The sequence below is a fragment of the Galbibacter sp. L-19 genome (genome assembly GCF_056857615.1).
The window spans coordinates 12531-25893 of sequence record NZ_JBSXNL010000025.1 but is presented as its reverse complement, the minus strand read 5'-3'; the positions used below and the strand labels follow the sequence as shown (position 1 = coordinate 25893).

General features: G+C 37.9%; 17 protein-coding genes. All 17 read left to right on the top strand.

Going from position 1 to position 13363, the window contains the following annotated elements:
- Positions 1–9: 9 nt before the first annotated feature.
- The 17 genes from AC13CQ_RS01485 to AC13CQ_RS01405 all read left to right on the top strand — a co-directional run bounded on the left by AC13CQ_RS01485 (position 10) and on the right by AC13CQ_RS01405 (position 13348).
- A complete protein-coding gene (locus AC13CQ_RS01485) occupies positions 10–609 on the top strand; it encodes a WG repeat-containing protein (protein ID WP_008616431.1) in 600 nt (199 codons plus the stop codon).
- Positions 610–774: 165 nt separating this feature from the next.
- Positions 775–1254, top strand: coding sequence for a hypothetical protein (locus tag AC13CQ_RS01480; protein ID WP_008616430.1), 480 nt, complete (start codon positions 775–777; stop codon positions 1252–1254).
- Positions 1255–1278: 24 nt separating this feature from the next.
- A complete protein-coding gene (locus AC13CQ_RS01475) occupies positions 1279–1548 on the top strand; it encodes a hypothetical protein (RefSeq protein WP_008616429.1) in 270 nt (89 codons plus the stop codon).
- Between the two features lie 10 nt (positions 1549–1558).
- Positions 1559–1774: a heavy-metal-associated domain-containing protein gene (locus tag AC13CQ_RS01470; RefSeq protein WP_008991346.1), complete on the top strand. Its 216-nt coding sequence runs from the start codon at positions 1559–1561 to the stop codon at positions 1772–1774.
- Between the two features lie 22 nt (positions 1775–1796).
- Positions 1797–2015, top strand: a complete 219-nt coding sequence (locus AC13CQ_RS01465) for an SHOCT domain-containing protein (protein WP_008616427.1) — start codon at positions 1797–1799, stop codon at positions 2013–2015.
- 17 nt (positions 2016–2032) lie between these two features.
- Positions 2033–2311, top strand: coding sequence for a DUF5676 family membrane protein (locus tag AC13CQ_RS01460; protein ID WP_008616426.1), 279 nt, complete (start codon positions 2033–2035; stop codon positions 2309–2311).
- A gap of 114 nt (positions 2312–2425) precedes the next feature.
- Positions 2426–3040 (top strand): lycopene cyclase domain-containing protein, encoded by a 615-nt coding sequence (locus AC13CQ_RS01455; protein ID WP_245547725.1) that lies wholly within the window; start codon positions 2426–2428, stop codon positions 3038–3040.
- Positions 3041–3052: 12 nt separating this feature from the next.
- Positions 3053–3514, top strand: a complete 462-nt coding sequence (locus AC13CQ_RS01450) for a universal stress protein (protein ID WP_008616424.1) — start codon at positions 3053–3055, stop codon at positions 3512–3514.
- On the top strand, positions 3511–4866 hold the full coding sequence (locus AC13CQ_RS01445) for an NAD(P)/FAD-dependent oxidoreductase (RefSeq protein ID WP_482882680.1): 1356 nt from the start codon (positions 3511–3513) through the stop codon (positions 4864–4866). The genes AC13CQ_RS01450 and AC13CQ_RS01445 overlap by 4 nt, the downstream gene beginning before the upstream one ends.
- Positions 4867–4873: 7 nt before the next feature.
- A complete protein-coding gene (locus AC13CQ_RS01440) occupies positions 4874–6220 on the top strand; it encodes an APC family permease (RefSeq protein WP_008616415.1) in 1347 nt (448 codons plus the stop codon).
- 19 nt (positions 6221–6239) lie between these two features.
- Positions 6240–7253: a type II glyceraldehyde-3-phosphate dehydrogenase gene (locus AC13CQ_RS01435; RefSeq protein ID WP_008616413.1), complete on the top strand. Its 1014-nt coding sequence runs from the start codon at positions 6240–6242 to the stop codon at positions 7251–7253.
- Positions 7254–7264: 11 nt separating this feature from the next.
- On the top strand, positions 7265–8326 hold the full coding sequence (locus tag AC13CQ_RS01430; RefSeq protein ID WP_008616411.1) for a class I fructose-bisphosphate aldolase: 1062 nt from the start codon (positions 7265–7267) through the stop codon (positions 8324–8326).
- An 8-nt stretch (positions 8327–8334) separates the two neighbouring features.
- Positions 8335–9681 (top strand): dicarboxylate/amino acid:cation symporter, encoded by a 1347-nt coding sequence (locus tag AC13CQ_RS01425; protein ID WP_008616410.1) that lies wholly within the window; start codon positions 8335–8337, stop codon positions 9679–9681.
- Between the two features lie 2 nt (positions 9682–9683).
- The gene (locus tag AC13CQ_RS01420; RefSeq protein ID WP_008616408.1) at positions 9684–10655 is read left to right on the top strand and encodes an ATP-dependent 6-phosphofructokinase; all 972 of its coding nucleotides are present in this window, start codon (positions 9684–9686) and stop codon (positions 10653–10655) included.
- A 3-nt stretch (positions 10656–10658) separates the two neighbouring features.
- Positions 10659–11654, top strand: coding sequence for a 2-hydroxyacid dehydrogenase (locus tag AC13CQ_RS01415; RefSeq protein ID WP_008616405.1), 996 nt, complete (start codon positions 10659–10661; stop codon positions 11652–11654).
- 18 nt (positions 11655–11672) lie between these two features.
- On the top strand, positions 11673–12503 hold the full coding sequence (locus AC13CQ_RS01410; protein ID WP_008616404.1) for a universal stress protein: 831 nt from the start codon (positions 11673–11675) through the stop codon (positions 12501–12503).
- A 2-nt stretch (positions 12504–12505) separates the two neighbouring features.
- A complete protein-coding gene (locus AC13CQ_RS01405; protein ID WP_008616403.1) occupies positions 12506–13348 on the top strand; it encodes a restriction endonuclease in 843 nt (280 codons plus the stop codon).
- The last annotated feature ends 15 nt before the right edge of the window (positions 13349–13363 follow it).

Sequence of the window (13363 nt, the reverse complement as noted above, 5' to 3'; positions counted from 1 at the left end):
TTAAACAAAATGAAAAAACTACTTATCACATTAGTATTAATTCCCTTTATAGGAATTGCACAAACCTTTGAAAATTTAGACTACATCTCGCCTTTTAGCAATGGCGTCGCTGCCATTAAAAAAGGGTACGAATGGGGTTTTATTGACCCAGAAGGAAATTTAATCGTTGATTTTCGAAATGATTTGGTGGCAACCAAAACAGACAATGCAAGCTACCCTATATTCAGTAACGGAAAATGCCTGATTGCAAACCAAAAAGATGGCGTGCTCTATTATGGCTATATCGATAAAACTGGAAAAACTGTCATCACTCCACAATTCCTCAATGCCAACAACTTTCAATATGGCAAAGCCTTGGTGTTAAAAGTTGAAAAAGAAACCATTGGCTATAATGACATTTTCAAAAAAGACGTGGTAAACTACCATTATTTTGAGCTTGTTATAGATGAGAATGGTAATACCATTGACCATTTAACACAATTGGCCATTCACGTCTCGCCAAAAGATAAGGATGATAAAAATCCACCTGCCATCACATCAAAATTGATTTCGGAAAATTTGGTGGCAGTTAAAGGTAATAATAAGAAGTGGCGTATAAAAAAAATCTAATAATATTGAAAATACACATAACATATAAGAAATTCAAAAAGATTATAACCTTTTTAAAATCTGCGAATTAATAGTTGATAATCCATTCCCTCAACTATAAACATTTAGATTGTTGGGAATGGGTTTATAAAAATTAAAATAAATGTTTAACTCAAAAAATAAATTATGAAAACACTACTAATTGTTTTATCGGCAGTTGGGCTTTTAAGCTTAAACAGTTGCAAACAAGAAACAAACACTCAGGCACTAATGGAAAACCCTGAAACTCGCACAGAAGTTTTTAATGCCATTTCCAAAAATCACGACTATATGACCGAATTTATGGAAAGTATGCACGACAACCAACACGCAATGCAAATGATGCAGGGCAACAAAAAAATGATGAGCTCAATGATGCAAGGAGAAGGAATGCAAATGATGATGAAAGACAGTACAATGATGCACTCAATGATGGACGGAATGATGAATGACGGCAAAATGATGGGCACTATGATGAAAATGATGCACGAAAAAGGGATGATGAGCGAAGACTGTATGGAATCCTGCTCAAAGATGATGGGCGAAAAAGGAATGGATATGCAGGGTATGGACAAGATGGACGATATGGATAGTCCAACCAAAGGTGAGCATACCGAGCATCATTAATTTTAACTTTTAAAATAAACAACAATGAAAAATAATCACTGGATATGGATGGTCATCGGTTGTGGATTACCATTACTGTTTATCTTTTTTGCACCATCATTAGGTATAGGAAGCAGTTCGTCTCTATTCATCTTCATCCTCTTTATGTTTGCTTGTCACTTATTTATGCCTCACGGTTCACATCGCCACGGTGGGCACAATCATTCACAGAATAGACAAAGAGAAAACGAACACGGTAAAGATGTTTCAAAAACAGAACCAAAAGATGAACACAAAGGGCATCATCACCATTAAATACTAAATGATGAAACAAAAATTTCAAATAAGCGGAATCAGCTGCGGTGGATGTGTATCAAGAGTAAAAAAGACTTTAGAAGAACATCCCAATATAGAAAAAGCAGAGATCTTTTTGGCACCAAAAGGTGCTGCACTTATCACGATGAATGAAGCACTTTCTGTTGCCGAATTACAAAAGCAACTTGATGGGCTCAATGGTTATACAATTACAGAATTAAATTAACAACAACTTAAAACCAAAAATTATGCATTTTTACGAAGGACATTTTGGAGGTATGCACCTAATATGGTGGATTATATGGATTATTTTATTGGCTTGGATATTCTTTATCCCAGCAGATATCCCTTATCAAAAAACAAAGAAGGACAGCCCACTGGATATTCTTAAAAACCGCTTTGCAAAAGGCGAAATATCCAAGGAAGAATTTGAGGAATCAAAAAAGATATTAAAATCAGACAACTAACTCAAAACTTTAAAATTATGTATCGATTAAACGTAAAAAAACTCGGATTTGCTTTCGGTCTTACGGGGGCACTAATTTACTTAGGCTGTATGATAGTTATGTCAACAGCAGGTCGAGAAGCCACTATCGATTTTTTCAACAGCCTATTGCACGGTTTAGATACCACAAGCATTATCAGGATGGATGTGCCACTATGGGAAGCTGGTTTGGGAATAGTACAGATATTCATTTTAGGATGGCTAATAGGTGCCTGTATTGCGGCTTTTTATAATGCGCAAATAAAAGTCAAAAAATAAGAGAGTAAAATAAAATTTATGCAATATGTCTGGTTCATATGGTCTCTTATAATTCTTGCTCTTTGGGCAATAATCTATTTGTCAAAAAAGGGGTATAGAAAAGAAATGCTCAAAATGAGCCTTATCACTATGCCCTTTGGCCTAACAGAACCCTTGTTTGTTCCAGAATATTGGTTTCCACCTTCCCTATTCCATTTAGCGGAAAGAACAGGTTTTGATATTGAGAGCCTTATCTTCTCTTTTGCTATTGGCGGAATAGGGACGGTATTGTATAATCTGATATTCAAAAAAGGCTATATAGATATGCCTCATACCGAACGGAGCCACCAAAGACATAAGCTACATATTTATTTACTTTTTGTTCCAGCCATTGTATTTGTCATATTTAGTCTTTTCACCACGCTTAACCACATCTATTGTGGCATCATTGCAATGTTTTTTGGTGGTTTGGCAACATTGTACTGTCGCCCAGATTTAAAAGGAAAGATATGGGTTGGAGGAATCTTGTTTACCATACTGTACTTCATTTATTTCGGAAGCATCCTTCCGTTCTATCCCCAATATGTGGAGTTGTACTGGAATCTGGACAACCTGACCCATATTCTTGTTTTGAGAATCCCAATTGAAGAGTTACTGTTCGCTTTCACCTTTGGCATGTATTGGTCTGGATTATATGAACACTTGTATTGGAGAAAACTTATAAAATCGAAACAAATGTCAACCAACTAATACATTCAAACTATGAAAATACTATTGGCCATAGATGGTTCAGATTTCAGTAAAGTAGCCATTCACGAACTTATAAAAATGACCCTATCCTCAAATAGTGAAATTCATATTATAAATGTTTATGAAGTTCCGAAAACAACCGGCCTGGGATTGCATACTATGGGCGGCAGGATAGGAAATTACATAGAAGAAATTAGAAGTAACGCTCAAAAATTGGGAAACAAAATCGTTTCAGAAGCTTTCGATAAAATCAAGGCCGAAAACAAGGCACTTACCATAACCACAAGTGTTGTTAGTGGCCTGCCCAAAAGTACTATTTATGAAAAAGCAGAAGATTGGGGTGCAGATTTAATCGTAGTAGGCTCTCAGGGTCACGGTGCACTTTCACGCTTAGTATTGGGCTCTGTATCCCAATATTTGACCACAAATGCCAAATGTTCAGTACTCATTGCAAGAGATAGAAATAAAAAATGAAAGAAAAGCAAACACATAGCATTACATTAGAATCCACTTGTAAGATAACAGATGAAATCTGTCTTCCCGATACCAAATTACCTAGTGTGGTTATCGTTGGTGGAGGATTTGCAGGTTTGGCATTGGTTGAAAAACTGAAACACAAAGAAGTTCAAGTGGTTTTACTCGATAAAAATAACTTCCATCAATTTCAACCTTTATTATATCAAGTGGCAACGAGTGCGTTGGAACCTGATAGCATAGTATTTCCATTCAGAAAACAAATCAATGGCTATAAAAATGTTTTCTTTCGTTTGGCAGAAGTTGTGGAAATTCAACCTGATTCAAATACTATATTGACCAATAAGGGAAGTGTTTCTTATGACTATTTAGTGTTGGCTACTGGCACGACCACCAATTTCTTTGGGATGGATTCTGTAGCCGAAAATAGTTTGGGGATGAAGGATATTCGCGATTCCCTCAACATCCGTCATATGATGTTGCAAAATTTGGAACAGGCAGCTATTACTTGTGATAATAAAGAACGCGACGCACTGACAAATTTTGTAATTGTAGGTGGTGGTCCTGCCGGTGTAGAGATGGCAGGAGTATTGGCTGAATTCTGTAAATACATTCTACCCAAAGATTATCCAGAGTATCCTGCTTCCATTATGAACATTTATTTAATAGAAGCCATTGATGAGTTGTTAAGTACAATGTCTGATAAAGCATCTTCGAAAACCCTCAAATATTTAGAGGATTTAAATGTAAAGGTATTATTAAATGAAGCTGTAAGCAATTATGATGGAAAGGAAGTCACTACCAAAAGTGACAAGACCATATTGGCTAAAAACCTTATCTGGACGGCTGGCGTAAAAGGACAATTCCCAAATGGTATTGATGGAAAACACGTAGTCAGAGGCAACCGTATTAAAACCAATGCCAATTTAAAAGTAGAAGGCTACGAAAATATTTTTGCCATAGGTGATATCGCAGCACTCATTTCCAAAGAAACCCCAAAAGGACATCCACAAGTAGCACAGACCGCTATTCAACAAGGTAAATACCTGGGCGATTCGATATTAAATATCATAAATAACAAATCCATAAAACCTTTCAAATATAAAGATAAAGGTTCCTTAGCAACCGTAGGTAAACGCAAGGCAGTTGCCGATTTGGGCAAATTTAAATTTGCAGGCTATTTCGCCTGGTTGCTGTGGTCCGTTGTTCACTTGATGTCCATAAGTGGATTTAGAAATAGATTGATGGTTGGTTTTAATTGGGCGGTAAGTTATTTCACTTATGAAAAGAGCAACCGCCTGATTATTAGAAACTTTAAACCGAAATCTTCGATTAAAAACAGGGAAAAATAATTTTGAAATGAAAAACACCACAGATAAAAATAATAAGCTTTCCTTATTAGGTTCCATATCTCTTGGTACAGGCGTAATGATTGGTGCTGGCATATTTGTCCTTATGGGGCAAATAGCAGAGTTGGTGGGTGATCTATTTCCCATTGCATTTATTGCAGGTGCTGTTGTGGTGGGTTTTAGCTCATATTCCTATGTCAAGTTTTCAAATGCTTTTCCATCGTCTGGAGGTGTGGTTAAATTCCTTAACAAATCCTATGGACCTGGAACAACAACAGGGTTTTATTCTTTGCTGATGTACGTATCAATGGTAGTTTCCGAAAGTCTGGTGGCGGGCACTTTTGGAGCATATACGTTGAGACTATTTCCCGAGTCCTATGCAGGTTATGCCTCTACCCTGGGTGTTGGGCTAATTGTTGTTGCTTATATAGTGAACATCCTGGGCAATAAGGTTATTGGTGCCACCGCGACATTTACCGCTATTATAAAGGTAGTGGGAATAGCAATTTTAGCTATTGCCGGCCTTGCAATTTCAGGTTTTGCCGATATTACGGGAAACTATATTCCCAAAAATACTGAGACATTACCACAAGGCTTCGGATTTGTGGCCGCTTTGGCGTTATCTATCCTTGCTTATAAAGGCTTTACCACTATCACGAACCAAGGGGCCGATATTAAAAACCCGCATAAAAATCTTGGTAGGTCTATCGTGTTTTCCATACTTATCTGCACACTGATATATGTAGCCTTGGCATTAGCTGTTGCGGGAGGTTTAAGCATTCCTGAAATAATCGAAGCTAAAGATTATGCCCTTGCAGCCGCCGCAAAACCTGTTTTTGGGGAATGGGGTTCCTGGATTACCATTGGCATTGCCATTATTGCCACGGTTTCTGGGGTCATTGCCAGTATCTTTTCCTCTTCACGCTTGTTGGCAATGCTCAGCAATATGAAACAGGTGCCTTCTTTAACCAAACTTGGTAGCTTAAAAAATCCAGCACTAATATTCACGTCTTCCCTCGCCATTTTACTGACCGTGCTTTTCGATTTGACAAGGATAGCATCCATTGGGGCTATTTTTTACCTTATTATGGATATCGCTATCCATTGGGGGCTGTTCCGTCACCTTAAAAACAAAGTGGTTTTTCAGCCTATCATCCCATTAATAGCCATCGTATTGGACATTGCGGTATTGGCAGCTTTTCTTTATATAAAATATCTGAACGATCCTTTGGTGCTTATCGTAGCAGCGATTGGGATTGTTCTAATACTTGTTGCAGAACGCCTTTTTATGATTTCACACACAGACGATGAAGGTAATATGCCAATGGGAATGGAAACTACGAACAATAAAACATAATTAATAAAAATCAATTTATATGAAAAATATAGCAGTTATAGGATACGGAGTCATTGGAAAAAGGGTGGCAGATGCCATCAACTTACAAAACGATATGAAGCTTTCGGGAGTATGTGATATCATTAGCGACTGGCGAATTCAAAATGCCGTAAGAAAGGAATACGACATTTATGCAGCAACTAAAGATGCTGCTGATAAAATGAAATCTGAAGGGATTTCGGTAAAAGGCGATATGCAGGAACTTTTAAAGAAATCAGATCTTGTTGTGGACTGTACACCCAAAAAAATTGCCGCTCAGAATGTCGTTATCTACAAGGAGCAAAACATCAAATTTATTCTACACGGTGGCGAAAAACACGAAACCACAGGGCATTCCTTTAGTGCAGAAAATAATTACAAATCAGCTCTAAACTTGAATGCGACAAGAGTAGTTTCCTGTAATACTACGTCTATTTTAAGAACCTTGACCGCTTTAAAAAGAGCCGATTTATTGGATTATGCCAGAGGTACACTTTTAAGAAGAGCTACAGACCCTTGGGAAAGTCATTTGGGTGGTATTATGAATACGATGGTTCCCGAAAAAGATATCCCAAGCCATCAAGGTCCGGATGCTAAAAGTGTTGACCCAGAACTGGATGTCATCACCGCAGCAGTAAAAGTACCGCAAACCTTAAGCCATCTGCACTATTGGAATGTGAAATTGAAAAAACAGGCGACAAAGCAAGAAGTGCTAAATGCTTTCAAAACGTCCAGCCGTATTAAATTGATTCAATATGACCAAGGTCTGGTTTCTAACAATACCATTAAGGAAATGTTCTTGGATATGGGAAGGCCTTGGGGCGATATGTACGAAGTAGCACTATGGGAAGATATGCTGAAGGTACAGGGAGACGAACTCTTTTATGCCTACGTGGTCGATAACCAAGCTATTGTAATCCCGGAAACAATTGATGCTATTAGGGCTTTAACTGGAATTGAAACAGATGGTACAAAATCCATAGCCAAAACAAATGAAAGTTTAGGAATCCATTAAATACTATCAAAATGAAAACAGACAAGAATATAGTAGAACTTTTAGGAGAAAAAGCAGACTTCTATTTAGAACACGTTTGTGAAAAAATAACAAAGGATGAATTGCAAGTGCCAAGCAAAAATAGTTTAGAAAAAGTATTTGGCAGTAGCAACAGAAATCCGCAGGTGCTTCGAAGTCTTTCACAATTGTACAACAACGGAAATCTGGGAGGTACAGGCTATTTAAGTATCCTTCCTGTGGACCAAGGTATTGAGCATAGCGCGGCCTTTTCATTCTATAAAAACCCAGATTATTTCGACCCAGAGAACATTATAAAACTCGCCCTTGAGGCCGGTTGTAATGGGGTGGCTTCCACGTTTGGGGTTTTGGGTTTGAATGCCCGAAAATATGCCCATAAAATCCCTTTTATCGTTAAGATTAACCACAATGAACTGCTTACCTACCCGAACAAATATGACCAAACACTCTTTGGTAAGGTAAAAACCGCTTGGGATATGGGAGCAATTGCCGTAGGAGCTACGATTTATTTTGGTTCAGCGGAAAGTAACAGACAACTCAAAGAAATAGCAGAGGCTTTTGAAGAAGCTCATAATCTTGGTATGGCTACCATTTTATGGTGCTATACACGAAATGAAGCTTTTAAAACCGATAAAGAAGATTATCACGCATCGGCCGATGTAACCGGACAAGCCAATCATATTGGAGTAACGATACAGGCAGATATCATCAAACAAAAATTACCAACCAATAATTTTGGTTTCAAAGAGATAGGATTTGGAAAATATGATGATGAAATGTATAAAACCCTTACCACAGACCACCCTATTGACCTTTGCAGGTTGCAAGTAGCCAATTGCTATATGGGTAAAATAGGGCTGATTAATTCAGGTGGTGGTTCCAAAGGCAAATCAGATTTGTCCGAAGCTGTAACAACTGCCGTCATCAATAAAAGGGCTGGTGGCTCTGGGCTGATAATGGGAAGAAAAGCATTTCAAAAGCCCTTTAGCGAAGGCGTGAAAGTATTACAATCTGTTCAGGAAGTTTATTTGGACGATAAAATTAGTGTAGCATAATCAACAGAATGTTTGACACAGAGACAGAGATAAAATCATTAAAATCACTTAACCACTACCTCCTTAAACTGGTAGAAAGCCGTCTATGGCTTAAAGTAATCATTGCTTTGTTGTTAGGTGTTGGATTTGGTCTGTTATTGAGTCCACAAAATGGATGGATTTCTAAAGAAACAGCAGATATCGCGGGGAATTGGCTGGCATTGCCCGGTGTACTATTTCTGAAACTGGTTCAAATGATTATGATTCCGTTGATTGTGGCTTCCATCATCACAGGAATCGCAAGTAATGATAAGGACAGTTTAAAAAAATTAGGTGGTGGTGTTTTACTATATTTTTTGGGCACAACAATAGTTTCGGTTAGCATTGGTACGATACTATCCCAAATTTTTAGACCGGGTCGTTTTCTTCATCAACAAGCACTAAAAGAGCATAATGAAATTACGGCAGTTTCAACTGATGAACCCGAGCTTTCCTTCGGAGTTGAAACGATTCCTGATGCCATCTCAAACCTGCTTCCTGAAAATCCATTGGCATCTATGGTAAGTGGTGAAATGTTAAGTATTGTGATTTTCACAATCATTATTGGTGTAGCTGTGCTATCTCTTGAAAATGATTTACTGCGCCCAGTAAAGCTGCTTCTAAGTGCCATTCAGGAAGTCTGTATGACGGTGGTAAAATGGTCTATGTTATTAGTCCCTATTGCTGTTTTCGGACTTATGGCACAGCTTACCTCTAGTGTTGGTTTGAGTTCTCTATCTGGCCTCACCTACTATGTGGGTGTCGTCTTGCTCGGTCTGTTATTCTTAGTAATTTTCTATTTAGGGCTAATTGTGCTTCTTGGAAAAGCAAACCCTATGCATTTCTTAAAAAAAATAAGGGACGTTCAATTATTGGCCTTTTCAACCACAAGCTCTGCGGCCGTGATGCCACTTTCCCTTCAAACAGCCGAAGAAAAATTAAAGGTGGACAAGACCATTAGCAATTTTATCATTCCCATTGGCGCAACCGTCAATATGGATGGTACTGCACTTTATCAAACGATAACAACCCTTTTTATAGCCCAAGCCTATGGACTGGAAATGAGTTTACTCAATATTATTGTGGTCATTGTAACTATCGTTGCTGCTTCAATCGGCACACCTGCCATTCCCGGAGGTGGTGTGGTGATACTCGCTTCTGTTTTGGGAAGTGTTGGTATCCCAGCCGAAGGCATCATCATTATTATTGGTGTAGAAAGATTGTTGGGAATGTTCAGGACTGCTGTAAACGTAACGGGTGACCTTACAGCTTGTATGGTTTTTAATAGGTTGTATGGTATAAAAAACATTGAAATTCTTAAAAAAGAAGCTTTATAACTATGGATAGTACTATAAAACATATAGGTGTATTTACCTCTGGAGGTGATAGTCCAGGGATGAATTCAGCCTTGTACGCCATTGCAAAAACGGCTGAAGCAACTGGTATAAAAGTTAGTGGTTTTAGAAAAGGATATGAAGGATTGATAGACGGTGACTTGGTTCAATTAAAATCACACGAATTACAAAAACTGACCCAAAAGGGTGGCACTATCCTTAAGACAGCCCGAAGCAAACGTTTTCTCGAACTGGAAGGTCGAAAAAAAGCCTTGCAAACTCTAAATGTAAACAAAATAGACGCTTTAATTGCCATTGGTGGTGATGGTACATTTAAAGGATTACTTGCTTTTTCAGAGATATGCGATATCCCATTCATAGGGATTCCCGGAACTATTGATAACGATATTTCGGGTACGGATTACACCCTTGGTTTTGATTCCGCAGTTAACACAGCCATTGAAAATATTGATAAAATAAGGGATACTGCCGAATCCCATAACCGTGTGTTCATTGTTGAAGTAATGGGAAGGGATTCGGGTTACATCGGTATTCATTCTGGATTGATGGTTGGTGCGGACGCCATATTAATTCCGGAGAGCGGTACGGACTTTATTAACCTTTTGGGTAAGGTGAAAAATTACGATAGCGAGGATGCTTTTCTAATCGTAGTTTCTGAAGGTGACGAAATTGGTGCCGAACTTGTTTCTTCAAAAATAAAGGAAGTCAATCCCAATGTCGATTTACGCATAACAAAGCTTGGCCACATACAGCGAGGTGGAAATCCTTCTGCTTTGGATAGAATGTTGGGCATAAGGCTTGGGGTGGAAGCCGTAAAATCGCTTTTACAAAGTAAAAAGAATGTAATGATCGGGATTTTAAACAATCAATTGCACTTAACCCCTTTTAATGAGGTGGTCAAGCAACATCAGGTCAATAAAGAATTGCACGAACTTTTAGAACTATTTGGAACATAAATTATGAAAACAACAATATACAGCACACATAAATTCGATAAGCCTTCCATTGAAAACGCTAATAAAGGAAAACATCAATTGAATTTTCTGGAATTTAGGCTAACAAAGGAAACCGCCTTATTGGCAGAAGGTTCAAAGGCCATAGCACTTTTCTCAAGTGACGATGCCTCTTCGGAAGTTTTGGATATTTTACACAAACTAGGCATAAAATTTATCGCATTACGTTCGGCAGGTTTCAATCACGTCGATTTAGAAAAAGCAGCTGAATTGAATATAAAAGTGGCCCGTGTCCCAGCCTATTCACCTTATGCCATTGCAGAACATACAATGGCTTTGATACTTGCATTAAACCGAAGACTGATTAAAGCCCACAATAGAGTGCGCGAACAAAACTTTTCATTAAACGGTCTCACTGGTTTTGACCTAAATGGGAAAACCGTTGGCGTGATTGGAACAGGAAAAATAGGGTCTGTACTCGTAAAAATACTTCACGGATTCGGCTGCAATATTCTTGCCCAGGATATAGAAGAAAGCAAAGACCTAATTGATAAATATGGCGTAATCTATTCAGATTGTGCGACGCTCTGTAAGCACGCAGATATAATAAGCCTGCACGTGCCATTAAAAGCTTCAACAAAACATTTAATAAATAAAGAGCATATAGCACTAATGAAATCTGGAGTAATGCTCATCAATACAAGTCGTGGTGGGTTGGTGGACACCAAGGCAGTTATCGAAGGATTGAAAACTAAAAAAATAGGGTATTTAGGACTGGATGTTTATGAGGAAGAAGAAGGATTGTTCTTTGAAGACCATTCCGATGACATTTTGCAAGACGATGTGATTGCACGCTTAATGACTTTCAACAATGTACTAATTACAAGCCATCAAGCTTTTTTAACCAAAACCGCATTGACCAATATTGCAGAAACAACCATATATAATCTGGATTGTTTTGAAAAACAAAAACCTTCTGGAAATGAAATTAGCATTAATTAATAGTTAAAAACAAATATTATGAAAAACATACTCGTACCAACAGACTTTTCAAAAAATTGCAATAAAGCAGAAGAACTCGGAATTGAAATGGCAAAGCTTTACAATTCCGAAATCCATTTTTTCCATTTGATGAAAACCCCGGTAGAATGGGTAAAGTTGGATAAACAAAAAGAAAAACAGCACCCAGAAACAGTAAAGCAAATAGGCATCGCAAAAGCCTACCTGAGAGAACTGGAGAAAAAAGCAGAACGACAAGGCCTTGAATGCAGGACTTTTCTTAAATTTGATGGTGGTCAGGCAAATATCCTTAAACATTCGGGTCATTTTCATCACGATTTTATAGTTACGGGAAGTAGTGGCACCCGAGGCGGTATACGTGAGTTAATGGGAAGCAACGTAGAAAAAATTGTTAGGAAAGCTGATGTACCAGTTGTTGTAGTCAAGGATGAAGAAGTATCCTTTCCTTTTAAGGATATCGTTTTTGTTTCAGATTTTCTTCAAGATGTAAGCGATGTATTTAAGCAAGTTATTTCGATTGCTGAAAAATGCGGCGCACATATCCATTTATTGAGGGTCAATACTCAGACCGATTTTAACAGTATAGAACAAGGGTTGGATCCCATCAAGGAGTTCCTGAAAAAATTCCCCGATTTGGATAACTTCTCAATGAATGTATATAACGAACCAGACGTAGAAACAGGGATAAACAATTATTTACGATATAAAAATGCCGATTTAATCGCAATGTGTACTCACGGACGTACAGGCTTTTTAAGCTTATTCTCTAAAAGCATCGCAGAGGGTGTAACCAATCACTCCGAATTACCAGTAATGACTATTAAAATGTAACAATGAATAAATCAGTCTTAATAAAAAAATACTCTGGTGAGTACGAAGCCTTTGATGTAAACAAACTCATCAACTCCCTGCGGCGTTCACGGGCAGATGAGGATATTATTCAAGATATAGCCCGGAAAGTACAAGAGCAGATTGAAGAAGGAATGACAACCAAAAAAATCTATCAGTTGGCTTTCAAGATGCTAAAACGAAAATCTAGGGTAAGTGCCTCAAAGTACAAGCTCAAAAAAGCTTTAATGGAACTAGGTCCAACCGGTTTTCCATTTGAAAAATTAGTAGGCAAACTATTGGCACACGAAGGTTTTGATACAGAAGTTGATGTTATTGTCCAAGGTAATTGTGTTCAACACGAAATAGATGTGATAGCGCAAAAAGACAATAATCATTATATGATTGAATGCAAATACCATAGCGATCAAGGCCGAGTTTGCAACGTGAAGATTCCATTATACATCAATTCAAGATTTTTAGATGTAGAAAAAAATTGGGAACGCCAAAAAGGTCACGATACTAAACTTCACAAAGGAGGCGTCTATACAAATACACGATTTACAAGTGATGCGGTACAATATGGTAAATGCGTTGGGCTATTATTGACAAGTTGGGATTACCCAATGGATAACGGGTTAAAAGACAGAATAGATAAGTCGGGGCTACATCCATTAACAGCAATAACAACGCTTACTAAGGCCGAAAAAACGAAATTATTGGATAAAGGTCTTGTGCTCTGCAAAGAGCTTCACGAAAACCCAAAAGTTTTAGAACAAGTAGGAGTGCCAAAGTCAAGGCACAAAAAGATTCTCGAAGATTCAAGAGAACTATGTAGAATTCAATAAAACACTACATACATT